Source organism: Chryseobacterium formosum (assembly GCF_026460885.1).
Taxonomy (GTDB): domain Bacteria; phylum Bacteroidota; class Bacteroidia; order Flavobacteriales; family Weeksellaceae; genus Chryseobacterium; species Chryseobacterium formosus.
The window spans coordinates 24,470-46,480 of sequence record NZ_JAOVZW010000011.1 but is presented as its reverse complement, the minus strand read 5'-3'; the positions used below and the strand labels follow the sequence as shown (position 1 = coordinate 46,480).

Sequence of the window (22,011 nt, the reverse complement as noted above, 5' to 3'; positions counted from 1 at the left end):
AAATGAAAAAAAATCTACAGATTGTAATCTGTTTTTTGATGGTATGCAAATGTGTTTTGACATATTCACAAAATAAAAATATCGCTTTGATCCCTTATGAATCCAATAAATTATATGGTTTATCAGATACATTGGGAAAAGTTATTGTAAAGCCTCAGTTTTCTGATATAAAAGATTTCGGGTATTATTTCGATAAGAAAAATAAAAAACTTGCCGATTCTCGATTCGTTGTTAAACAAAACGGAAAATATTTTTTGATTGACTATAAAAATCAGCAGATTATTTCTCCAACCAATAAATATGATTCGATCGTTTTAGACTCGGAAGACTGCCGAATTGCTTTTATTTATGAAAGAGGAAAGAAAGGCATTTTTTTCAAAAACAGAGAAATTATTCAGCCTGTTTATGATAAAGTTAGAAAGACGGATAATCTGTCTTTTGAAGTTCTTCAGGGAGTACAGAAAGCAATTGTCAATAGCGAAGGAACTACCATTTTACCTTTAAATAATTATCAATATGTTGGATATGACGGGGTAGAAAACGGCAAAGCAAAATGGAGTGCAAGAAACTCAAGTGATAAAAGAATTAATACCTACGATACACTTTTAGAAAAGATTTCTGAAGAGGATGATAATTATTCACCGTATGGAAATAACAATTATAAATTTCCTTTTGAAAAAGAAATTCCCAATTTGGAGGAGAAGAAAAAGACGATAGGAAAGAAGTATAAAACAAGAATGGAATATTCATTTATGCAGAGATACAGTGAAGTTGAGCAAAACGGACTTCATACTTTCTACGATTTTTATTTGGATAAAGAGCTTTTTCCGTTACAATACGAAAAATTTGATTTGATTGGAGCTGATCATAATACAATTCTTTTCGCTGCTAAAAAAGACGGAAAATATGGTTTGCTGAATCTTGACGGGAAAATCATTTTAAGTGAACAATACGACGAAATCAAACAAAATAAAGATGGAGTTTTACTGAAAAAAAATAATAAATTCGGGCTATATATTCCCAATACGATCTATAAATATATGGAGGCAAAATTTGATGAGCCTATCAAGAAATTTAAAAGCATTCCCGTATCAGATTCTTGGTCTTTTGCCATCTACAAAACTGGAAAACACTTCATTGGAGAAAATGGAATCGCTTATTTTAAGTGATTAAATAACTATAAAAGATTATCAATGAAATTTGTTTACTAATTCATCGAGAATTGGCTAAATATCAAAATCAAAACTTGCTTGTTGCTCTAAATTATAATTAGATTTTTCTAAAAGAGGAAAGATTCGTATGATGTCATATTGCTCTGTTGTATCATTAAATTTTCTCAAGGCAATTTGGTTACAATGAAAATGAAAATTGACATTAGTAATAAGCTCGTTTGAATTCTCTAGCTGTTTAGGAGAAAGTCTTCTTCCAATTGTAAGATGAGCATTTGATGTGTTTTTCTTGCCTCTAATTTTTTGTCGAATATTTTTTAGCAATTTTTTAAAATGTTCATTTCCGGCTTTATCGGGCAAAACAAAGATAGCTTTCGACGAACTAGAACACATAACCGTATCAAACAATGCATCAAAACAGGTTTCTTTCTGAGTAATTTTAATAAGTTTCTCAATAACAAATTTCAATTCTTCATCCGTTGCTGCAAATTCTAAAATTGTAATGTGCGCAATTGAATTTCGACTTCCAAAACTTCCAATTTTATTAAATAATATGCCTTTGTACGTTTTAAAAAGCTCAATAATAGAATCTTGAGGATGAATGACAATTGAATAATAATTTAGCATAGATTCCATAAAGTGTAAAGTGATAAAATTCAAACAAAATTAAAAAATACAAGAGATATTTGTATGACTTCTCTATATCAAAATGCGTGACTTAAATCTGTAATTATCAACAATAAGAGAAAAAAAATTATCTTTGCACCAATATAATTATGACAATACAAAGAGCACATATCAGTTTAAATCTATGCGATCGCCCTGTACTAAAGGGATCGTTTGGATATGAATGGATGATCTTGGATGAGGCGAAATGTGCTTGCTTTGAAAATTATTTACTGTAAACTCGTAAAAATTTAATCAAAATACTGCAGAAACGCCTCGATGATCGGGGCGTTTTTTGTGTTTTTAGGGCGGAAATTATTTAGAATGAAAAAAAATAACCATAAAAGTGAAAATTATTTAATCAACAATGAACAATTAATAAGAAAATAAAGCGTGATAAGTAACCCGATGAGAGACAGTCATTTAGGTAATTAAGATATCTGTAAAATATTACGGACAGAAATTCTCTATGCTGAAAATGGAATATAACTAATTGATTTTCAATTAGTTGAATTGAAAATAAATTTGCGAGTTAAAAAAAATCACATTTACTTTGCAACCGAAAATTAAAAGCAACACGTTTTTAATCTTTTCAAAAAACAATTTTAAACAACAAGAATATAATGAAACAATTACATAACATATCTAATCAGTATTCAAGACGACACGGACAAGAGCCGATGGGACTTGCGTGTATTCTTGATAGTGAATTTGTGGATAAAAGGTGCTTATATAAATGCGTCAGTTAATGAACTGACATGTCAAAATATAGAGCGCCTCCCAAAAAGAGGCGCTTTTTTTTATGGTTTCTTTAGCTTATTTGGTAAAGCGTCGGTCTGTGGAACCGGAGAACAGGGTTCGATCCCCGGAGATACCCAATGTGAAAATCTCATGGCTCAATTGGATAGAGCATCGGTTTACGACACCGAAGGTTGAAGGTTCGAGTCCTTCTGGGATTACAAAAGATTCACGGAAAAAATTTAGCTTCGACTGTCTCTCGGAAAAGAATTTTGAAGTGAATCTGAAAACTGGAAAGATAACGGTGGTTGTTTACCCGCCTTGGACGCGGGAGGTCATAGGTTCGAATCCTATTTTCCAGACAATTTGCTCCATTAGCATAGAGGTTAGTGCATTCGGCTTTCTACCGAACGACAAGGGTTCGATTCCCTTATGGAGTGCAATAGATTTCGTAACTCAACGGATAGAGTATAGGTTTTCTAAACCTAAAGTTACAGGTTCGAATCCTGTCGAAATCACAATTAATTAATGTTAATTGTTTCAAAGAGAGAAAGAAAAGGTTTGTCGAGAGCAGGAGTTCTTTATACAAAACACAAATTACAATAGACGGACTTTTTCTTAACTCGAAATTGAAATTTAAATGAAAATCGATTATCATTCATCAATGATCATTTATAAACTTGATGGTTCGCCGAAGTGGAAGAGTCGGGGCGGTCTGCAAAACCGTTGCGTGAGCTGAGTGGGTTTTGAAATGTGAAACATTCGTGAATTCAAATAAAAAAATAAAAATGGTTATGAACAATCCCATAACCATCTCAAATAACTAAATGAGATTAGTTCCGAAGAAAAAATAAAAGTTTGTCGAGCGCAGAAGTTCCTATATCAAACTAAAAATTAAAGACAGGCTTTGTTTTTCTTCACAAAAAATAAGTTAGATGTTAGAGATTAGAAGTAGAATGAAAATCATTTATCTCTTATCAATTATCATTTATAAAAAAGGGAAGTACGCCGAAGTTGGAGAGTCGGGGCAGACTGTAAATCTGTTGCTTCATTGCTGAGTAGGTTCGAATCCTACTACTTCCACAAAAACCGCTGATAATGTAATGGCAACATGCAGGAAATATACTCTTGTTGTTTAGGTTCGACTCCTGGTCAGATGGTCAAAAAAAGTGAAATGTGAATAATGAATTTTGCTGCGCAAGTGAATATAAAAATTGACTACGAAGTAAATTGACTATTAACAATTCTCAAGTAAAACGCTCTATTCGTCTAACGGTTCAGGACGCCTGCCTTTCGAGCAGAAAACAAGGGTTCGATTCCCTTATAGAGTACAGAAAAGTGAATAAGTGAATGGTGAATTTTGCTGCTCAAGTGAATTTTAAAAATTGAATGTAAAACAAATTGATGATTCGCAATTCACAAAGAAATAGGTTTAAATGGAAAGGGAAAAGTTTGTCGAGCGCAGAAGTTCTTTACAAAATATAACAGGCATAGTTTATAAATATAGACAAGCTTTTCTCAGACCTAATTTTTATAAATGATAAAAGATAAATTATAATTGATGAAAACATTATGCTTTAAATCATTTATCTCTCATCAATTATCATTTATAGAAAATCTGCGGGAATGGTGGAAATGGTAGACACACTTGATTTAGGCTCAAGGTTTTGGGGGTTCGAGTCCCTCTTTCCGTACAAAAAGCATAATTGATAAATCATCAATGATAAATGATAAAAGCAACAATGGTATCATTTATAACTTATCAATTATTATTCATAAACATGGAAGAGTAGTGTAGTAGGTCTGCACGTTAGTCTGAAAAACTAAAGGTACAGATTCGATTCCTGTCTGTTCCACAGAAATATAGTTGATAAGTCATTAATGATAAATGATTAATCCAGAAAGTAAAATCAATTATCGCTTATCATTTATCAATTATAATTAAAACTGATTTATAGTGTAATTGGTCAGCACACAAGACTTTGACTCTTGTTGTTCAGGTTCGAGTCCTGATGAATCAGCAAAAATTGCTTCGATAGTGTAATGGTAGCATCTCAGTCTCCAAAACTGATGGTATTGGTTCGAGTCCAGTTCGGAGTGCAAAAAGTGAATAGTCAATAAATTGACAGTAAAACGAATTGACGATTCACCATTGACATAATAATTAATAAAAATTTAAACAAAACATGTAGAAAAAATGGAAACGCAACAACAAACATGGCAAAATATGACCGGAAAATTTTTCCAACACTCTATCACACAGTTGGTAGAAGAAGCCATCATCCGTGAACAGGCAAATGGACACCGACTAAAAGTGTGTGTGGGTTCAGACTCCCACGTTTATGGTGATGCCATTAATTATGCTACGGCAGTTGTCTTTATTCGTGAGGGAAAAGGAGCGTTTACCTTTATCAGAAAAGAAAGAGAAATACAGAAGATCAGTATCAAAGAGCGAATGTTGAACGAGGTCAACAAATCCGTAGAAATCGCCTATGCAATTTGCTCTATTCTGGAAACTTATGATGTGGAAATGGAGGTACACGCAGACATTAACACCGATCCTGATTTTAAATCTAACGTTGCTTTGAAAGACGCAATGGGATATATTCTCGGAATGGGATATGTGTTTAAGGCAAAACCTTACGCATTCGCAAGTTCAAATTGTGCTGATATGATGGTGTAATAAAGAAGGAAGCAGGATGTAGGAAGAAGGAAGTTTTTGAAATGCATATAAACTTCCTGCATCCAGCCTCTAACTACAATTCAAAAAATAAAAAATGAAAACAATTTTAATCATTAACGGAGAAAAATATTGGAAAGATTATTTTGCAGGATTTAATGTAGTTCAAAAGAAAGTTCAGACATCCGAATTTATTGTGAAAGATTCTTCATTGTATGTGATTGATGTAAATGGAGTGTGTAAACCGGATGTGATTTTTTGGAGATTAGGAGCTGTAAACCCTGAAGCAAAACACAGAAATATTTTAGAATTGATTGAATATTCAGGAGTTCCTTGCGTGAATTCAGCTTCAACATTATTAATGGGTTACGAAAGATTATCAATGTTAAATAGATTGAAAAAATTGGGATTACCTGTTATTGATTTTAATATAGCAACCAATATCACTCAATTGAAAAATCTGGAAATGCAGTTTCCTTTTGTGGTTAAAGTTGGAAATCATCACGGTGGATACGGGAAAAGTTTGGTTTCGACCGAAGAACAATGGGAAGAACTTAAAGATTTACTGTTTATTCATCAGGATTATGTGACGACAGAGAAATTTATTAACTATAAATATGACATTCGTTATCTGGCTATAAATGATAAAGTTTGGGCAATGAAAAGAAAAGGCAAATATTTGAAAGCCAATTCTTTAATCCAAGAATATCAAATCATCGAGCCGGAAATAGAATGGATTGAAAAAGTAAAGCTGTTACAGGAAAATATCAAAGCAGATATTGTTGCCATTGATGTTCTGGAAACAGAAAACGGAGAAAAAGTGATTTTGGAATACAATGATATTCCCGGTCTTTCAGGATTCCCTGAAGATGCAAAATTGGAATTGGCGAGTATTGTAAAAAGTAAATAAAGCAATGGAAATAACAAAAAGATTATTGTTTCTGGATGATATAAGATATCCGATTGAGGCTTATCATTATACAAGACAAGATATTTTCCTCAGAAAAGACTGGCATATCGTTCGTAATTACGAACAGTTTGTCAACAGGATTTTGGAAAAAGGACTTCCGGAAATGATTTCTTTTGACCATGACCTTGCAGATGAACATTATTTAGAACCAGATTCTCAGGAATTTGTTGAAAAAACAGGTTACGATTGTGCAAAATGGTTGGTAGAATATTGTATGGATAACTATTTGGATTTACCAAAATTCTACTCCCACTCAATGAATCCTGTTGGAAAGGAAAATATTGAAAGCCTTTTAAATAACTTTAAAAAATTGTAATGGACATTTTTAGATTAATTCAAGATATAAGAAGGCATTTGAAATTCAGTTTTGATGAGGTTGACGGGTGGTTTGATAAAGATAATGGAACGTTGAATTTTCAGCCTTCAAATGGAGGTTGGACGGTTCAACAGATTTTAGAACATATTTATTTGACGAACTTCTATTTGTTGATTCTCATTGAAAAAGGTTCAAAAAAAGCAATGCGAAATTATCTTAATCTTGATTTAAATCTTGAGATACAATGTTATAGTTTCAACAAAGAAAAATTTGAAAAAGTAGGTGAATACGGTGCTTTTGATTGGATCAGACCAGAACACATGGAGCCGAAAGGAGAATTAAATTTAAGTGAAATCAGAAATTTAATTTCTCGGCAATATCATGAATGCTTAAATTATTTAGACTTGATGAAAAATGGCGAAGGTCTTCTTTGTAAAACAACAATGACAGTGAATGAACTGGTGAAAATCAATGTATATGAGTACATTTATTTCCTTTCACTTCACACGCAAAGACACGTTACTCAAATGAAGAATAACGAATTAGAAAATATTAAAAACTAAAAAAATGATTTTCAAAACATATAACTCTATAGAAAATGCTTACCAAACCCGCGTGATCGATCAGATCAAGTTGCAGGGTTTTGGGGATGAGGTTTTCATTGTACAGGAAAAGGTTCACGGTGCTAATTTCTCTTTCTTTACCGATGGAAAGGAGATTAAAATTGCAAAAAGAACCGCTTTTATCGAGAAGGATGAAAAATTCTACAATGCACATCAAATTTTAGAACATTACAGAAAAAACGTAATTGATGTCTTCGAAAAAGTGAAAACTATTTACCCGGATTTAGAAACCGTAGTTATTTACGGTGAATTGTTCGGCGGCGGTTACAAACATAAAGAAGTTGAGCCCGTAAAAGCTTCAATAAAAGTTCAAAAAGGTGTTGAATATGCACCTCACAATGAATTTTACGGATTCGACATTAAGTTAAACGGTACTACATATTTAGATACAGATTTGGTCAATCAAATTTTCAAAGAAACCGGATTTTTCTATGCAAAAATCTTATTTCAAGGGACTTTGGATGAGGCTTTGAAGTTCCCAAATGTTTTCGATTCTAAAATTCCGGCTTGGTTGGGATTACCGGAAATCAAAAATAATATGTGTGAAGGAACGATCGTTAAAACTTTGAAAACCAAATATTTTGGAAATGGCTCAAGAGTCATTTTAAAAAATAAAAATGAAAAATGGACTGAGAAATCTAAAATGGTTAGGAAAGACAGACCAATTCAAAAAGAAGTTCGTTTCAGTGAAAATGCTCAGGATATCTGGGAAGAAATCCAAAAGTATGCAACTGTAAACAGGTTGGATAATGTTGTTAGCAAAATTGGTGAATTTGAGCCCAAAATGATTGGAAAAGTCATTGGTCTTTTCTCACAGGATATTTTAGTGGATTTTGAAAAAGATTTCCCGAAAGTTTTTACAACCATAGCAAAAGATGAGCAAAAAAGGATCAACAAAAAGTTGAATTCTTTAGTCATTGACGTTGTAAAAGAAGAGTTGATGACTCTGAAAGTATAGTTTCGGTAATTTATTATCGAAACTTTTTATGTGTTAAATTTAAACCATAAAAGTGAAAAGATTTATTATTTAAACGCTCTGTTTGTCATTCCGTAGGAATCTAAGCAAAGTTTGTAAAATAATAAAAAAATATACGCTTAGATTCCTACGGAATGACAAACTAGGTGGAAAAAATTTGTGGTTATAAAAAATGTTACAGGCAGAAATAAAAAGTCTTTTAAATGAAGACATAAGCATATTAATAAAAGTTCCAAATTCGGCAAAGCATTATTTATGTGATTGTGGTGAAGCAAGTTTATTGACGGTAAAAGAAGTTCAGTCGGTTTCTGCTATATTCATCAGTCATACTCACATTGATCACTTTTCAAATTTCGATGGAATTTTCAGACATCAAATTGGAAGCGGAGAGAAAATTGTGATTTGCGGTCCGAAAAATATTCATCAACAAGTTGAAGCAAGATTAAAATCTTACACTTGGAATTTAATTGATGAAAATGCAATTCAATATGAAATTCGTGAGATTATTTCAAAAGAAGAAATCAATATCTATAAAATTCGTCCGCCACATTGGAATCTTGAATTTGTTAAAACTCAGAATTTCCTTTTTGAAGATGAATATGTGAATGTTGATTTTGCCATTCTCGATCACAAAACAGATTCCATCGCTTATTTATTCAAAGAAAAAGATTCAGTTACTTTTAATGAAAACGGTTCTGAATTTAAAAAAGGAAAATGGATCAGCGAATTGAAAACAGCTTTTGAAAACAATGATTTAGACAAAGAAATTCAGATTGAAGAAACAGTTTACAAAGCTTCAGATTTATTTCATTTTTTGACTAAAAATGAAGGGTATAAATTAGGTGTAATTATGGATCATGCCGTTTGTGAAGACAATTATGAAAAAATCAAAACGGTTTTCAAAAATGCAGATATGGTTTATATCGAAACATTTTATAAAGATGAAGATCAGGAGTTTGCAAAAATTAATTATCACAGTTTCGCTTCTGCATCCGGAAAAATCATGAATGAATGTGAAGTAAAAGAAGCAATCCCGATTCACTTTTCAAGAAGATATGTTGAAAGCGATAAACTGGAAATAGAAACGGCTTTTTATAAAGCGTTTCGAGGAAATTAATTAAAAATATTTATCAAACTAAAATTAAAAAACTAAAAATAATCATGCAATTTAAAATACCTTTTCATTTCGATATGGAAACTGCTGATCCTGATGATTCGATGACGTTGGCTATTTTGGCAACACATCCGAAAGTTCATCTGGCAAGCGTTTCTATACATCCGGGAGGAAAAGATCAGATAGGTTTTGTAAGACGGGTGTTGCAAATTTTGGATAGGGAAGATGTCCGCATTGGATCTGGAACTCCAAAATCTTCGGCTAGTCGTGTTTCGAGTTTTTACCGAAGTTGGGTTGGGAAATTTGAGGACTCAGAAGCAGATGATACTGCAGCAAGTATTATGGCTGAAACACTTCATCAATTTCCCGATTGTACTTTATTAACCGGAGCAGCGCTTACAAATCCGCATGCTTTGGTGGAAACTGGAGTTTTCTTTGATCGTTGGTTTTGTCAAGGCGGTTTTGCGGGGGATAATATTGTTCCAAAAGAAAATCGACTGGAAAAATTTGATGGGAAACTTACCTGTGCGACATTTAACCTGAATGGAAATCCATTAGCTGCGGAAAAGTTGCTCTCAATACCAATGACTGAAAGACGGTTGATCAGTAAAAATGTATGTCACGCTGCTATTTTCACTAAAAAAGACGCAGAAATATTGATTCCATTTCGAAATAACAATAAAGGATTGGACTTGTTTCTTAAAGCTGTGGAGCTTAAAGAAAAAGCACTCCATGATACTGTGGCAGCGTTATTGGCTATAGATCCTTCAAAAGCAATTTGGGCAGAAGTTATTCCTTACCGAAAGCGTGGTGAGTGGGGTTCTCAGGAAGTGCAAGGAAATTCCGGACAAAATTCATCACTGATTACAACTCACATTCCAGATTTGAAAGATCTGTGGATGGTGATTAAACCTTAAAATAATTGCGATTTAAATAATCTGCAATATGTATTTAACAAAGCAATATTTGTCTGACTATCTATCAAAAGCAACAAGCAAAGCTTATTAATTTAAAAACAAACAATTAAAAATTAGAAAAAATGAAACCCAATATATTTTTCACAGCAGACCATCATTTTGGTCACGAAAATATTATAAAATTCTCCAAAAGACCTTTTGAATCTTTGGAAGAGATGAATGAAGAACTCATCAAAAGATGGAACGAGAAAATCGGAGAAAATGACATTGTTTACCATTTAGGCGATGTGAGTTTAGGAAAACTGGATGTTACAAAGGATATTTTGGAGAGATTGAATGGTAAAATCCATTTGATAAAAGGCAATCACGAATATTCCGCACTTCGGGTTTCGGATAGATTCGAATGGATTAAAGATTATCATGAGCTTTCCATTGAAGATGAAGAAGCAACTCATGGCAAGCAGAAAATCATTCTTTTTCATTACGCAATGCGTACCTGGAATGCGTCTCATCACGGAGTTTGGCAGCTCTACGGTCATTCACACGGAACTTTATCCGATGATGAAATGGCTTTAAGCATTGACGTTGGAGTCGATTGTCACAATTTTTATCCGATTTCTTACGAGGAAGTCAAGGAATTGATGAAAACAAAAAAATGGACGCCACCTTTTGCTCCGAGAAACTAAAAATGCTCCTTTCGGGGAGCTTTTTTAAATTTATTTTTTACTACGTAAATAGAATGCGTACTGGTGGTTTTATCTTTGCAGAGCTTTAGCAGCAATTCTTCTTTTGGGTATTTCTTCCCGCTTTCTCCTCCAACTTTTAAAACCGAATGCAGATGAATGAAAAATATGTAGAATAAAATAATTAAAATGAAAACAACAAATCAAATATTAATCGTCGACTTAGAAGCGACTTGTTGGGAAAACGACAGAATTCCCGTTGGTCAAAAAGTCGATATTATAGAAATAGGAATTTGCGAATTAAACAAAACAACAAAAGCAATTTCCAAGAAACAAAGCATTTACGTCATTCCGGAAAGGTCTAAAATCAACAAATTTTGTACAGAACTGACAGGAATTACTCCACAACTGATAGAAGAAAAAGGAATTCATTTCGAAGAAGCCTGCGAGAAAATCAGGGATGAATATGATTCAACTTCGCTTACCTGGGCAGGTTTTGGAAATTTTGATAGAGAACAGATCATGGAACAATGTGATTATCTCGGTATCGAAAATCCTTTTTCCGAAAATTATCTTAACATTATGCATCAGTTCAAAGCCTATAATGGACTTTACAAAATGATGGGTTTAAAAAGGGCTCTTAAAGCTATGAATATGGATTTTGAAGGAAATCATCACAGCGGAGCAGATGATGCTTACAATGCTGCCAAAATTTTGAGAGAAATTTTGCAGTAAATTTTTAACAATAAACAATTTAAAAAAGTGAAAACAACAGACAGTATATTAATTATTGACCTCGAAGCCACGTGTTGGGATGACCACCCGCCGAGAGGACAGGAAAATGAAATCATAGAAATCGGAGTTTGTATTATGGATGCAAAAACCGGTAAGATTTCGCAAAATGAGGGAATTTTAGTAAAACCTCAATACTCAAAAGTGAGTCCGTTTTGTACGAAACTGACTTCCATTACGCAGGAAATGCTTGATGATGAAGGAATCTTGCTGGAAAATGCTCTGGATATTCTGAGGGAAAAATACAGTCCTGAAGATTTGACCTGGGCAAGTTACGGAAACTACGATTTGAGTATGCTTAAAGAACAGACAAGAAAATTCAATGTTGATTATCCTTTGAGTGATGACCACATTAACGTAAAAACATTATTTGCTCAATTGCATCCAATCAGAAAAAGTGTAGGAATGGACAGAGCTCTGAAAGAACTGAAATTCCCTTTAGAAGGTACTCATCACAGAGGAGTTGATGATGTGAAGAACATCGCAAAGATTCTTTTTTGGTGTCTGCAGACAGCTTGATTGAAAAAAATATAAAAATTTTAGTAATTAATTTTACTACGCAGAATGATTGCGTAATCAGGTTTTTACTTTGCATCATCAAACTAAACGATATGAAAAATATTCAGCTTTTATGTAAATCTTGTAGAGTAGAACTGACTGACATTTTAAATGTGGTTCCAGAATCTCAATTGAAATGGAATTGGGGATATGACATTTTAGAAGAAAAAGAAGCTGTTGTTTATTTAGATCACAAAAATTCCGTTTTAACCAATCTTGATGATGAAAAATTAATTGATCATTCTGATTTTAGAAGGTTTTCAGGTTGCTGCGGAAGTTCAGGATCAAATGGAATAAATAAACTGTGTAAGAATGGACATGAAGTTGCAACCGAAACTTCAGATTGCTGTACTTCAACATATTTACATTTTAGTTTAGAACATACAATAATCAAAGAAATATTTTAAAAGTATTTCTGTAAAAATATCAGGCAGGTCCAGTTGAGTGTTTCTGTATATCACCATTGCAGAAGAAATTGTTGAGAAACATGATTTCGTTCTGTTCAGCTTGAACTGAAGGTTTAGGAATTTTCCAAAAAATTTCACAAGGCTCTATAGGTTGAAGGTTCAAGTCCTTCTATTTCCAAAATGGGAATATAGTTCAAGTGGTAGAACAATAGATTTTTAGCACAGGTTCGAATCCTGTCTTCACTTCGGGTGAAGTAGCTCAGTTGGTTAGAGCACTACACTTTTAATGTAGTTTGAAAATAGACTCAAAATCTATTTTATCACCGAGTTTGAATATCTCATAAAAAATATTCACCATAGGAAAGTCTGGGATTTTTTAAGTTGTTGAATCAACATTTTGAAAAAGCCTGCAAGAAAAGATGTTTTCTGAAAAATGAAATTTAAGTAAAGAATCAATAATTCTTAGATGGATTTTCTAAAGTTAAAATTTTAATATAAATGACAGATGTTTTTTGCTCGCAAATAATAGAAGTTAAATGAAATATTTAAAGTCAGAATTTTTGAAATAAGTTTAAAAATATTGTTCCCAACTCAAAGAATTTTTCTGAACTCCTTTCCTTCCGCCGTTTTTGGAAGCAAGAACCTCGGATTTTCCTTTTTTAATTGAAATTAATAACCATTATAAAATATAAAACGATGATAAAGAATGTACAAATTAAAGCTTGTCAGATTGGTTTGGTTTTCAAAAACAGAAACTTGATTGATATTTTGAAAGAAGGTAACTTCTGGATTTTAGGAAACAAATCTGTAGAGATTTTTGAAACAAAGGATCAGTTTAAAACAGGTGAAGATTTAAATCTTTTATTGAAAAATGAAAATTTAAAAAGCTTACTTGAAATAATTGAAGTAAAAGACGGCGAAATCGTTTTGATGTACGAAAACGGAATTTTCAAAGAAGTATTAAACGTTGGTCAATATGCCTTCTGGAAAGGAATTTTGAACAGAGAGTTTCAAAAAATAGACTTAACCAAAGTTGAGATTACAGAAAAAATTTCCAAAACGATTTTGGAAAACATGAAATTGAAAAATTTCACCAGAAAGTTTGTTGTGACGAATCAATATAAAGGATTATTGTTAATTGACGGGAAATTAACCAAAGTTCTGGAAGCCGGGACTTACTACTTCTGGAACAACGAAATTTCTGTTGAAGTAAAAGCCATCGATATGCGTATGCAGCAAATGGAAATTGCTGGTCAGGAACTTTTGACAAAGGATAAAGCGATGCTTCGTATCAATTTTTATGTACGTTTTCAGGTGGAAAACATCGAAAAAGCGTTGATGGAAAATAAAGAGTATGATAAGCAATTATATATTTTGATGCAATTGGCTTTGCGTGAATTTGTAGGAGCCTTGACGTTGGATGAATTACTTGTGAAAAAAGATTCTGTAGGAAAAGAAATCCTTGAAAATCTCGGAAACAAAGCCGAAGACCTTGGTTTAACAGCTTCTGATGCCGGAATCCGTGACGTGATTTTGACAGGCGAAATGAAGGAAATCATGAATCAGGTTTTGATTGCTGAGAAAAAAGCTCAGGCAAACAGCATCATGAGACGTGAAGAAACTGCTTCCACAAGAAGTTTGTTAAACACTGCAAAACTGATGGAAGAAAACGAAACCCTTTGGAAGCTGAAAGAAATGGAATATATGGAGAAAATCGCCGACAAAATTGGAGATATCACCGTTTCCGGAAACAGTAATATTCTTTCTCAGCTGAAAGAGATCTTCGCAAAATAAAACTAATAACCATTTTTATAAAGGCGGGTTTCTGTAAAAAGAAGCCTGCTTTACAAACAGCCTTGTAGCTTAAAAGGAAAAGCCTACGGCAAAATATTGCTTACCGTAGAGTTTGCGGATATTCCGGTTAGACCTGTGCGGACTAATGGGTAGAGTTTACAGAAGCACCGAAAATCTCAGGAGAAGTAGGGAAGCGTATTTACAGCCGCAATGCCAATAGGGAATGTGAGTTCGAATCTCATCGAGGCTACAGAAGAAAGACAAGTTTACATTGTAGACTTGTTTTTTTCTATTTATTTTCCAGCCATTCCTCATAAGAAATCACACCCAATTCAGGTTTCCCATCGCCTTCCAAAATAGAGATAAATTCTAATTGATTTCCGTCCGGATCATTAAAATAAATCGCCAACGCGGGCATCCAGGCAAAAACCATGGGTTCATCAATTCCGTCTTTTAAAAAGTTGTAAGGCTTTAAATTTTTATTTTTCAAAAACTCAACAGAGTAATTTAGAATATCTTCTTTATCCGCAGAAAAAGCAAAATGTCTAGTTTGTAAATTTTCCTTTTGCTCCCACAAACCAAGCATTGCTTCTTTATTTTTTCCAATCCATAAAAATGCAATCGGGCGGTTTCCATCATGATGAGCAAACTCCAAACCTAAAACTTCAGTATAAAATTGTATTGAGTTTTCTAAATTACTAACCTGTACGTGAGTTTCATATAATCCTTTTATCATAGCTTACATTTTAATGTACACAAAGCTAGACAACGAATTTCTAAAAGCTTCCAATTAGCAATTCCTTTATGCAAAATGAATGATAGATAGATTTTATTTTGGTTGATAGTTGTTTTAATTAATTCAAAAGCGAAAACATTCAACGGTCGTTTGTCATTCAGAGCGAAACGAAGTGGAGCGTGGAATCTTGTTTATCCCTACCACACTTAGATTCCTCCGGAATGACAAACTTTGTGAATATTTATTTGAAAAATCATTGTATTATTCCTCACAACTACAACACAATCAATTTTATCGAAGATAAAATCCTTGCGCCTTAAAAGCAGTTTATAACAAAATAAAACTTTGCGTCTTTGCGATTTTCCAACAAAAAATAAAAACTTTTCACAAAAAAAAATATACTACGCAAAAAGACTGCGTAATACCATCCTTACTTTGCATCAGAAATCAGAGTGGAAGTGATAATCTTCCAAATGTTTAACAAAAAAACAGTAATTATGAAATTTAATTTTTTAAGAAAATCAAATAACGTAGTAACCAACTACGAAGGTGCAAAAGCTTACAAAATGACACCTGCAGAAGAACTATACAGTGCTGTTGTTACAACAGGATTATCCAACGCAACCTATGAAAAAGGAAATGACAGATTGGCGAGAATCCAATCTCTGATTCAGAAAAACGATCCGGAATTTGTTGCAAAACTGGCGGTTTATGCAAGAAACGATATGTATCTGCGTTCGATTCCATTGGTTTTGACAACCGAATTGGCGAAACAAACTTCAGGTACGGACCTAGTAAGCAAAACCGTAGACGGCGTAATCCAAAGAGCCGATGAAATCACAGAACTATTGGCGTATTACCAATTGGCAAACGAAAGAACTGATGTTAAAAAACTGAACCGACTTTCAAAGCAAATCCAGAAAGGTCTGGTGAAATCTTTCAATAAATTTGATGAATACCAGTTCGCAAAATACAACAGAAAAGCAGAAGTGACTTTGAAAGATGCTTTGTTTTTGGTTCACCCAAAAGCAAAAGATGAAAATCAGCAGGCAATTTTCAACAAAATCGTAAACGACTCTTTGGAAACGCCTTACACGTGGGAAGTTGAACTTTCAGTTTTGGGTCAGACAAAATTTGCTGATGATGCAGAAAGAAAATCAGCTTTCAAAAACAAATGGGAAGAACTGATTTTGAGTAACAAACTAGGTTATATGGCAACTTTGAGAAACCTTAGAAATATCCTGGAAGCCAACGTTTCTTCGGATGCGATGTACAAAGTGTGCAGCTATTTGTCAGATGAAAAAGCGGTAAGAAACTCAAAACAATTGCCATTCAGATTTTTGTCGGCGTACAGAGAATTGAAAAACATCGATTCAAAATACATCTCATCAATTCTGGAAGCATTGGAAGGTGCGGTGATGGTGAGTGCAAAAAACATCAAAGGTTTTGGCTTTGAAACTTCGGTCGTGATTGCGGCAGACGTTTCAGGTTCGATGCAACAGCCTGTTTCTCCGAAATCTAAAGTTTTGCTGTACGATATCGGTCTGCTAATGTCGATGATGTTGCAGTCGCAGTGCAAAAACGTGATCACAGGTATGTTTGGTGACCGTTGGAAAAGAGTTCCGATGCCGAAAAACGGTATTCTGAGAAACGTAGATGCGTTCTACAAAAGGGAAGGCGAAGTTGGCTATGCCACAAACGGTCATCTCGTGCTTGAAGATTTGATCAACAAGCGGGAAATTGCCGACAAAATTATGCTGTTTACTGATACTCAAATGTGGGATACCGGTGGATTTACCAACGCTTTCGAAAACTCGTGGAGCCGATACAAAAAGATCAATCCAAACGCAAAATTGTATATTTTTGATTTGGCAGGTTACGGAAAACCACCGTTGGATGTCAGAAAAAATGATGTCTATCTCATCGCAGGCTGGTCCGACAAAATCTTCGATGTACTGAACGCTTTGGAAGACCGAAAATCTGCAGTGGAAATGATTAAAAAAGTAGTGCTGTAAAAGGCACTGCTTTTAAATCATAAGTAATGAGTAATAAATAATGAGTAATGTTCGGAATGAATAACTATTTTAATTTTTAGGAGCTGTTACCCGCTTTCCGCTGTATCTTTTTTGTTATTGCGATAGAAGTACAGTAATTTGTTGAACTATTTCGCAACCGCAATAACAAAAAAGGATGCCGCTGCAATCGGGGCTAGGAATAAAAACTGTATAGTTATGATGAAGCTTATTAATACAATAGAAATCAATTCTTTAAAATATTCTCAAGAAGAATACGAATTACCGGAAAGTTCTGACTATCCAGATCCTGATGAATGGTTTAGAAAATGGGAAGAAGTAGTTTCTGCATTAAATTATGATTTTAGCAGGATTAGCAAAGATTCTAATTTAGTTGATATAGAAACTATTGACGATGATAATCTGCAAATGATTTTGGAAACAGATCTTCAGGAAATTGATTTAAATAAGTTCGAGGATGAAGTTTCTATTTTTGATGGAGGAATTGTTTTGACCGACAAGGATAAAATACTTATCGAACCAAATTGTTGCGGAGATATCGGAAATATAGATGAGTGGCAAAGGATATTAGATAGTACAACTTCCGATTGGTCAGATTTATGGATTGGTCATCCGTGGATTTTTTACAGAAAACAAAACGGAAAAGTGCAATTTTCAGATTATTCAGATGTAAGCTTAGAGGAATTTACAGATATAAAAGCAATCTTCGAAGTTGAGGAATTTGAATTGAAAAATGAATTAGGTAAAATAAGAAAACATCAAATAAAATTTAAAAATAGAATTACAGAAATTTTGCAAAAACTGAATATCGAAAATGCAGAAAAAATTTCAGCATTAATGACTGGAATAAAATAACAAGGACAAACCGATGCCGTAAGAAAAGAAATCCTTCGACTTCCAATTGACACAGAGTCTTTTCGCTATATCGCTCGGTTTAAACTATCCAATGTCGTAAAATAAGAGTTCCATCGTCAAACTTAAAATTTGAACAACATTCAAAAACTCCTATAACCTGTTACTTGGTTTTTAATTTAAATAATTTCAACTGCGTAAAAAGAATGCGCACTAACAAATTAATTTTGCAACAACAAAAAACAATAATCATTAAAATTTAAAATAAAAAGTAAGTGTCGTAAAACAGAATTTCTTCGTTTAAGGGACAGCAATACAGGTTCGACTCCTGTTCTCGTTAAATCGAGATAGTGTAATGGTGACACTCTTTCAGTAAGTCTCTGTTTGATTTTTGACCTTACTCTAAAAATATCCGATGCCGTAAAAAAGAGTTCCTTCGAATTTCATTGAACAAAAACTCTTTTTATCAGTTGCTCGATTTTAAAAAATAAAAATAATCAAGTGTCGTTTTAGAATCATACTTCGATATCCAAACTTTGGGTCACAGGTTCGAGCCCTGTCTTTTCTTCGGGAAAAGTAGCTCAGTTGGTAGAGCAAAAGCACTGAAAGATTCTATACTTTTTACCTTGATTTTAAAAATAAAGAGTGTCGTAGAAAAGACTTACTTCGGTAAATCTAACGATCTTGGTTCAACTCCAAAAAGCATGTCTGTAAAAGTCCTGTTAAATGTAGTTTTTTCGAATTTTACCTCTTTTTAAATTTAAATATAAGAATATGAATATACCAGAAAATTTCACTGAATTTTTGTATTGGATTAAGAAACGTACAGAAACTTTATGGTCAAATGAAGATGATTGTGTTCAAGGATTATATGGTGCGAAATGGCAACCACTTACTGAAGAACAGATTGATTCCATTGAATTAAAATATTCCATCAAATTTATTACTGAGCATCGGGAGTTTTTAAAGGTTCTCCATGCTATTGATAAAAAAGAAATTTTTGAATATGAGGATGAAAATGGGGAGGTAGTTTTGGAGGAACATATGTTATTTTATAATTGGTTGGATGATGAAGAAGAAATTCAGCATAGGTTTCATGGTTTATCAGATTGGCTGTTTTTTGATGTGGAAGGAGGTAATAAAGTTTGGTTAAAATCATGGGGAGTAAAACCAAAATCTGAAGCAAAAAGAAAAGAAATTTTTGATGAATGGTTTTCTAAAATTCCTCAGCTTATCCCAATGTTGGGTCATCGTTTTGTTGTAAGTGATTCTAATTTGAAATGGAAACCTATACTTTCTATGTGGGATACTGATATTATTGTAATGGGTTGGGATTTTAGAACTTATCTGTTAAATGAACTAAAAAATCATCTCGATATTCATATTCAGGTTTTTGATGACGAAGACCAAATGTTTTATCCTGAATTATTGCCAGAAGTGCAGGAGATTTTTGATCAGAATTTTAAATATGATGAAACAAAAGACGTTCCTTATCTTAAAGAAATCATGCTGTATTGGTCCTCTGGATGGTCAAGCTTTGATATGAATTATCATCCTGAAAATGCGAAAATTCGTCCAATTGTGAAAACATATATCGCTGAAGAAGAAATTTAAAAATAAAAAACAAGTGCCGTAGAATAGTGTTACTTCGATATCACGACGGGGTCGCGGGTTCAAGTCCCGTCTCTTCCACACATAAAACAAAATTTCTATTGGGAGAGTAGCTCAGATGGATAGAGCACGATACGCTTTTTGACTGTTGCCTTGTTTTAAAAAATAAAAGTGTCGTAGAGAAAAGATACTTCGTCGCCATTTTAAGGGAGGAATAGCGAAGTCGGTAACTCCGGCAAGGCTATCCGGTTCGACTCCGGCAGGACATGCCCCGCTCTTCTTTTTTCGCTTTAACCTTTTATAGTTTTAATCCTTTCCGGTATTCGGAAGGGATTTTTTAATTTTAGGTTTTTTAAAATTTATCTTATTGAAGTGAAATTTATTTTTAGTTTTGTGATTGTCGAAAATTAGTTTTCGGCTTTAATTCTAACGGAATAAAAACCAAAAACCATGGAAAACAAAAAAGGAGGAATATTTTTCTTTGCCATTATAGCAATCATTGTAGGAACTGCTTTGTGGAAGCAGATCGATTTTAAAACCATGACCGTAGACAAAATTGGACTGAGCATTCTCTATCTCTGCACGTTTTTATTTGCAGTTTTCTTTTTAGTCAGAAATCTTAGAAACCGCAATCAGAATTAGAGAAAAAAATGATTTAATACTTGGTTATTTTCCCTTTCTCTCCAAAATCTCAATCCTTTCCAAAATACTGGAGAGGATATTTTTTTGCTCAAAAGAAAGATAGCCTGCGATTTTATAAACCTCTTTTTCAGAATGCAATTCTTTACTAATAGTAGAAAGGTATTTAAGATTTCCGTTTTCGGTAAATAATAAAGTCTCAGGATTTTCTTCGGCAATATTTGATTTCATTAGAAATAAAAAATCTCCTAAATTATAATTCGATAAAAGCAATGCGTTTTCGTTAAATTCATAGATTAAATCAATATCTGCCAATGCTTTTTGCAGTGAATTATATTTGATATTATTTTCAAAATTATTTTCCTGATAAGGTAAATCTGAATTTAATGAAAGTTGAAACTTCTCATAATTTTCAGGTTTATTTAAATCATCAACAGTTAAAGGGACGGTTAAAAATTTATCCAAATCAAGATTAAAATAATGAACTACAGTAAGTAAAGTTGATATTTTTGGTTCAGATCGTCCTTCTTCATAGGCTCCGATAACACCTCTGTTCAGATCAAATAATTCGGCAAATGCCTGTTGGCTTAATCCTTTTGCCTGTCTTACTGTTTTAATGTTAGCTCCGAAAAAACTCATAATTACTAATATTTTTTGCAAATGTAAGATTAATTTTAATTAATTTGCTAATGATATTTGCATTTTGAGAAAAAATTATTATATTTGTGTACAACCGAAAACAATTGGCTATTAATGTTGGTAATTAAGGTTGAAATACAATCAATATTTAATGAAAACTGAATATTCGTTGTCGATAATTTAAATTTTAAAAACACATTATATATGACCTATCAGGAATTTTTAGCAACAGCTTTTTCTCCGGTTAACACAGTTTTGAGTGTGCTGTTGGTTTTGGCTGTTATTTATTGGCTTTTTACGATTGTTACGGGTTTGGATATTGATATTGGGCTCGATGCAGATCTGGATATTGACACCAGTGCGCCGGATGGTCACGTTCATATTCCCGACGACCCTTCTGCGTGGATTCAGTTTTTGAAATTTCTGAATTTAGATATTGTTCCGATGACTTATTTTCTGACGATATCGCTTTTCTTCACTTGGTTGGGTTCGATTTATCTGGAAGTTTTCGCATCATTTGAAATTTGGATCTCTGCACTTCTAGTTATTCCGATGTTTATAATCAGTATGTTATTGACAAAGTTGATTTTAAAACCACTCAACCCTTTTTTCAGGGAAATCAATCACAAAGGTGAAATTTCACATGATTTTTTAGGAAGACAAGGAAGAATGAAATCAACGATTCACGGAAATAAAATCGGAATTCTCGAAGTTTTTATCGGAAGCGACCCGATGACCTTAATGGTGAAAAGTAAAGATGGCGAAAAAATCGAGCACGGAACGACAGTGTTTATTGTTGATGAAGATTTGAATAGGAAATATTATTATGTAGCAGAAGAAATTAAATTTTAAAATAAAATAATGATTATATTTTTTCTTACGATTTTCAATTATTTATTCGAATTGTTTCTTTAGGATGATAAAGTAAAAACGAAATAAGCGGAAGAACTTCCAATCTTTTCCCTAAAAAGAGCGGAGTTGTTCAGATTTTAAAATGATACTCATTAGGGTTGGAGTAAAAGGTTTTGGAATCAAATAAAGGAGGTAAATACACAAAACAAATGAAAAGGATTGCGGTCTTGGCTGAGTCAAACGCCC

21 protein-coding genes and 12 tRNA genes are annotated in these 22,011 nt (G+C 33.2%); 30 read left to right on the top strand and 3 right to left on the bottom strand.

What is annotated here, in order from left to right; genetic code table 11:
* The first annotated feature begins 2 nt into the window (after positions 1–2).
* Positions 3–1,169, top strand: a complete 1,167-nt coding sequence (locus tag OF897_RS09925; RefSeq protein ID WP_267265530.1) for a WG repeat-containing protein — start codon at positions 3–5, stop codon at positions 1,167–1,169.
* A gap of 57 nt (positions 1,170–1,226) precedes the next feature.
* Here OF897_RS09925 and OF897_RS09920 read toward each other — a convergent pair whose 3' ends face one another.
* The gene (locus tag OF897_RS09920; RefSeq protein ID WP_267265529.1) at positions 1,227–1,805 is read right to left on the bottom strand and encodes a 2'-5' RNA ligase family protein; all 579 of its coding nucleotides are present in this window, start codon (positions 1,803–1,805) and stop codon (positions 1,227–1,229) included.
* A gap of 840 nt (positions 1,806–2,645) precedes the next feature.
* On the opposite strand from OF897_RS09920, the gene OF897_RS09915 reads away from it, so the two are divergent.
* From OF897_RS09915 to OF897_RS09800, 24 genes are all read left to right on the top strand, one after another.
* Positions 2,646–2,713: transfer RNA gene (locus OF897_RS09915), tRNA-His, on the top strand.
* A 7-nt stretch (positions 2,714–2,720) separates the two neighbouring features.
* Positions 2,721–2,794 (top strand) — tRNA-Arg (locus OF897_RS09910).
* A 69-nt stretch (positions 2,795–2,863) separates the two neighbouring features.
* Positions 2,864–2,935 (top strand) — tRNA-Pro (locus OF897_RS09905).
* A gap of 6 nt (positions 2,936–2,941) precedes the next feature.
* A tRNA-Glu gene (locus OF897_RS09900) sits at positions 2,942–3,013 on the top strand.
* A 5-nt stretch (positions 3,014–3,018) separates the two neighbouring features.
* Positions 3,019–3,091, top strand: a tRNA-Arg gene (locus tag OF897_RS09895).
* A 481-nt stretch (positions 3,092–3,572) separates the two neighbouring features.
* Positions 3,573–3,656 (top strand) — tRNA-Tyr (locus OF897_RS09890).
* A 175-nt stretch (positions 3,657–3,831) separates the two neighbouring features.
* A tRNA-Glu gene (locus OF897_RS09885) sits at positions 3,832–3,904 on the top strand.
* 289 nt (positions 3,905–4,193) lie between these two features.
* Positions 4,194–4,267: transfer RNA gene (locus OF897_RS09880), tRNA-Leu, on the top strand.
* 89 nt (positions 4,268–4,356) lie between these two features.
* Positions 4,357–4,429: transfer RNA gene (locus OF897_RS09875), tRNA-Phe, on the top strand.
* 92 nt (positions 4,430–4,521) lie between these two features.
* Positions 4,522–4,594 (top strand) — tRNA-Gln (locus tag OF897_RS09870).
* 8 nt (positions 4,595–4,602) lie between these two features.
* Positions 4,603–4,673: transfer RNA gene (locus tag OF897_RS09865), tRNA-Trp, on the top strand.
* Between the two features lie 97 nt (positions 4,674–4,770).
* Complete coding sequence (locus tag OF897_RS09860) at positions 4,771–5,256, top strand: ribonuclease H-like YkuK family protein (protein ID WP_267265528.1); 486 nt, start codon at positions 4,771–4,773, stop codon at positions 5,254–5,256.
* A 94-nt stretch (positions 5,257–5,350) separates the two neighbouring features.
* Positions 5,351–6,163 (top strand): ATP-grasp domain-containing protein, encoded by an 813-nt coding sequence (locus OF897_RS09855; protein ID WP_267265527.1) that lies wholly within the window; start codon positions 5,351–5,353, stop codon positions 6,161–6,163.
* Between the two features lie 4 nt (positions 6,164–6,167).
* Positions 6,168–6,539, top strand: coding sequence for a cyclic-phosphate processing receiver domain-containing protein (locus OF897_RS09850; protein ID WP_267265526.1), 372 nt, complete (start codon positions 6,168–6,170; stop codon positions 6,537–6,539).
* On the top strand, positions 6,539–7,102 hold the full coding sequence (locus OF897_RS09845; protein WP_267265525.1) for a DinB family protein: 564 nt from the start codon (positions 6,539–6,541) through the stop codon (positions 7,100–7,102). The genes OF897_RS09850 and OF897_RS09845 overlap by 1 nt, the downstream gene beginning before the upstream one ends.
* A gap of 4 nt (positions 7,103–7,106) precedes the next feature.
* Positions 7,107–8,120, top strand: a complete 1,014-nt coding sequence (locus OF897_RS09840) for an RNA ligase, Rnl2 family (RefSeq protein ID WP_267265524.1) — start codon at positions 7,107–7,109, stop codon at positions 8,118–8,120.
* A gap of 190 nt (positions 8,121–8,310) precedes the next feature.
* Positions 8,311–9,255, top strand: coding sequence for an MBL fold metallo-hydrolase (locus OF897_RS09835; RefSeq protein ID WP_267265523.1), 945 nt, complete (start codon positions 8,311–8,313; stop codon positions 9,253–9,255).
* Positions 9,256–9,299: 44 nt separating this feature from the next.
* Positions 9,300–10,169, top strand: coding sequence for a nucleoside hydrolase (locus tag OF897_RS09830; protein WP_323809042.1), 870 nt, complete (start codon positions 9,300–9,302; stop codon positions 10,167–10,169).
* Between the two features lie 122 nt (positions 10,170–10,291).
* Entirely contained in the window at positions 10,292–10,855 is a 564-nt protein-coding gene (locus OF897_RS09825; RefSeq protein ID WP_267265522.1) for a metallophosphoesterase, read from the top strand.
* Between the two features lie 186 nt (positions 10,856–11,041).
* Positions 11,042–11,587, top strand: coding sequence for a 3'-5' exonuclease (locus tag OF897_RS09820; RefSeq protein WP_267265521.1), 546 nt, complete (start codon positions 11,042–11,044; stop codon positions 11,585–11,587).
* Positions 11,588–11,614: 27 nt separating this feature from the next.
* Positions 11,615–12,163 carry a 3'-5' exonuclease gene (locus OF897_RS09815; RefSeq protein WP_267265520.1) on the top strand — a complete coding sequence of 183 codons (549 nt, stop codon included), beginning with the start codon at positions 11,615–11,617 and terminating at the stop codon, positions 12,161–12,163.
* Between the two features lie 92 nt (positions 12,164–12,255).
* Positions 12,256–12,609 (top strand): hypothetical protein, encoded by a 354-nt coding sequence (locus tag OF897_RS09810; protein ID WP_267265519.1) that lies wholly within the window; start codon positions 12,256–12,258, stop codon positions 12,607–12,609.
* 248 nt (positions 12,610–12,857) lie between these two features.
* Positions 12,858–12,935, top strand: a tRNA-Lys gene (locus OF897_RS09805).
* Between the two features lie 370 nt (positions 12,936–13,305).
* The gene (locus OF897_RS09800) at positions 13,306–14,403 is read left to right on the top strand and encodes a slipin family protein (protein WP_267265518.1); all 1,098 of its coding nucleotides are present in this window, start codon (positions 13,306–13,308) and stop codon (positions 14,401–14,403) included.
* A gap of 289 nt (positions 14,404–14,692) precedes the next feature.
* Here the strand turns inward: OF897_RS09800 and OF897_RS09795 are convergent, their stop codons facing one another.
* On the bottom strand, positions 14,693–15,139 hold the full coding sequence (locus OF897_RS09795) for a VOC family protein (RefSeq protein WP_267265517.1): 447 nt from the start codon (positions 15,137–15,139) through the stop codon (positions 14,693–14,695).
* Positions 15,140–15,636: 497 nt separating this feature from the next.
* Between OF897_RS09795 and OF897_RS09790 the strand changes: the two genes are divergently transcribed.
* The 4 genes from OF897_RS09790 to OF897_RS09775 all read left to right on the top strand — a co-directional run bounded on the left by OF897_RS09790 (position 15,637) and on the right by OF897_RS09775 (position 20,277).
* Positions 15,637–17,154: a TROVE domain-containing protein gene (locus tag OF897_RS09790; protein WP_267265516.1), complete on the top strand. Its 1,518-nt coding sequence runs from the start codon at positions 15,637–15,639 to the stop codon at positions 17,152–17,154.
* A gap of 216 nt (positions 17,155–17,370) precedes the next feature.
* Positions 17,371–18,027: a hypothetical protein gene (locus OF897_RS09785; RefSeq protein ID WP_267265515.1), complete on the top strand. Its 657-nt coding sequence runs from the start codon at positions 17,371–17,373 to the stop codon at positions 18,025–18,027.
* Between the two features lie 771 nt (positions 18,028–18,798).
* On the top strand, positions 18,799–19,638 hold the full coding sequence (locus OF897_RS09780) for a hypothetical protein (RefSeq protein ID WP_267265514.1): 840 nt from the start codon (positions 18,799–18,801) through the stop codon (positions 19,636–19,638).
* 447 nt (positions 19,639–20,085) lie between these two features.
* Complete coding sequence (locus OF897_RS09775) at positions 20,086–20,277, top strand: hypothetical protein (RefSeq protein WP_267265513.1); 192 nt, start codon at positions 20,086–20,088, stop codon at positions 20,275–20,277.
* A gap of 24 nt (positions 20,278–20,301) precedes the next feature.
* On the opposite strand, the gene OF897_RS09770 is transcribed toward OF897_RS09775, so the two are convergent.
* Positions 20,302–20,913: a helix-turn-helix domain-containing protein gene (locus OF897_RS09770; RefSeq protein ID WP_267265512.1), complete on the bottom strand. Its 612-nt coding sequence runs from the start codon at positions 20,911–20,913 to the stop codon at positions 20,302–20,304.
* A 204-nt stretch (positions 20,914–21,117) separates the two neighbouring features.
* On the opposite strand from OF897_RS09770, the gene OF897_RS09765 reads away from it, so the two are divergent.
* Positions 21,118–21,765, top strand: a complete 648-nt coding sequence (locus OF897_RS09765; protein ID WP_267265511.1) for a hypothetical protein — start codon at positions 21,118–21,120, stop codon at positions 21,763–21,765.
* The last annotated feature ends 246 nt before the right edge of the window (positions 21,766–22,011 follow it).

Bases quoted from the DNA above. Each gene is read 5' to 3' on its own strand.
- OF897_RS09925 (WP_267265530.1), top strand. From the start codon at position 3: ATGAAAAAAAATCTACAGATTGTAATCTGTTTTTTGATGGTATGCAAA.
- OF897_RS09840 (WP_267265524.1), top strand. From the start codon at position 7,107: ATGATTTTCAAAACATATAACTCTATAGAAAATGCTTACCAAACCCGC.
- OF897_RS09785 (WP_267265515.1), top strand. From the start codon at position 17,371: ATGATGAAGCTTATTAATACAATAGAAATCAATTCTTTAAAATATTCT.
- OF897_RS09810 (WP_267265519.1), top strand. From the start codon at position 12,256: ATGAAAAATATTCAGCTTTTATGTAAATCTTGTAGAGTAGAACTGACT.
- OF897_RS09920 (WP_267265529.1), bottom strand. From the start codon at position 1,805: ATGGAATCTATGCTAAATTATTATTCAATTGTCATTCATCCTCAAGAT.
- OF897_RS09855 (WP_267265527.1), top strand. From the start codon at position 5,351: ATGAAAACAATTTTAATCATTAACGGAGAAAAATATTGGAAAGATTAT.
- OF897_RS09770 (WP_267265512.1), bottom strand. From the start codon at position 20,913: ATGAGTTTTTTCGGAGCTAACATTAAAACAGTAAGACAGGCAAAAGGA.
- OF897_RS09790 (WP_267265516.1), top strand. From the start codon at position 15,637: ATGAAATTTAATTTTTTAAGAAAATCAAATAACGTAGTAACCAACTAC.
- OF897_RS09830 (WP_323809042.1), top strand. From the start codon at position 9,300: ATGCAATTTAAAATACCTTTTCATTTCGATATGGAAACTGCTGATCCT.
- OF897_RS09860 (WP_267265528.1), top strand. From the start codon at position 4,771: ATGGAAACGCAACAACAAACATGGCAAAATATGACCGGAAAATTTTTC.
- OF897_RS09845 (WP_267265525.1), top strand. From the start codon at position 6,539: ATGGACATTTTTAGATTAATTCAAGATATAAGAAGGCATTTGAAATTC.
- OF897_RS09765 (WP_267265511.1), top strand. From the start codon at position 21,118: ATGACCTATCAGGAATTTTTAGCAACAGCTTTTTCTCCGGTTAACACA.
- OF897_RS09800 (WP_267265518.1), top strand. From the start codon at position 13,306: ATGATAAAGAATGTACAAATTAAAGCTTGTCAGATTGGTTTGGTTTTC.
- OF897_RS09850 (WP_267265526.1), top strand. From the start codon at position 6,168: ATGGAAATAACAAAAAGATTATTGTTTCTGGATGATATAAGATATCCG.
- OF897_RS09835 (WP_267265523.1), top strand. From the start codon at position 8,311: ATGTTACAGGCAGAAATAAAAAGTCTTTTAAATGAAGACATAAGCATA.
- OF897_RS09780 (WP_267265514.1), top strand. From the start codon at position 18,799: ATGAATATACCAGAAAATTTCACTGAATTTTTGTATTGGATTAAGAAA.
- OF897_RS09795 (WP_267265517.1), bottom strand. From the start codon at position 15,139: ATGATAAAAGGATTATATGAAACTCACGTACAGGTTAGTAATTTAGAA.
- OF897_RS09820 (WP_267265521.1), top strand. From the start codon at position 11,042: ATGAAAACAACAAATCAAATATTAATCGTCGACTTAGAAGCGACTTGT.
- OF897_RS09775 (WP_267265513.1), top strand. From the start codon at position 20,086: ATGGAAAACAAAAAAGGAGGAATATTTTTCTTTGCCATTATAGCAATC.
- OF897_RS09825 (WP_267265522.1), top strand. From the start codon at position 10,292: ATGAAACCCAATATATTTTTCACAGCAGACCATCATTTTGGTCACGAA.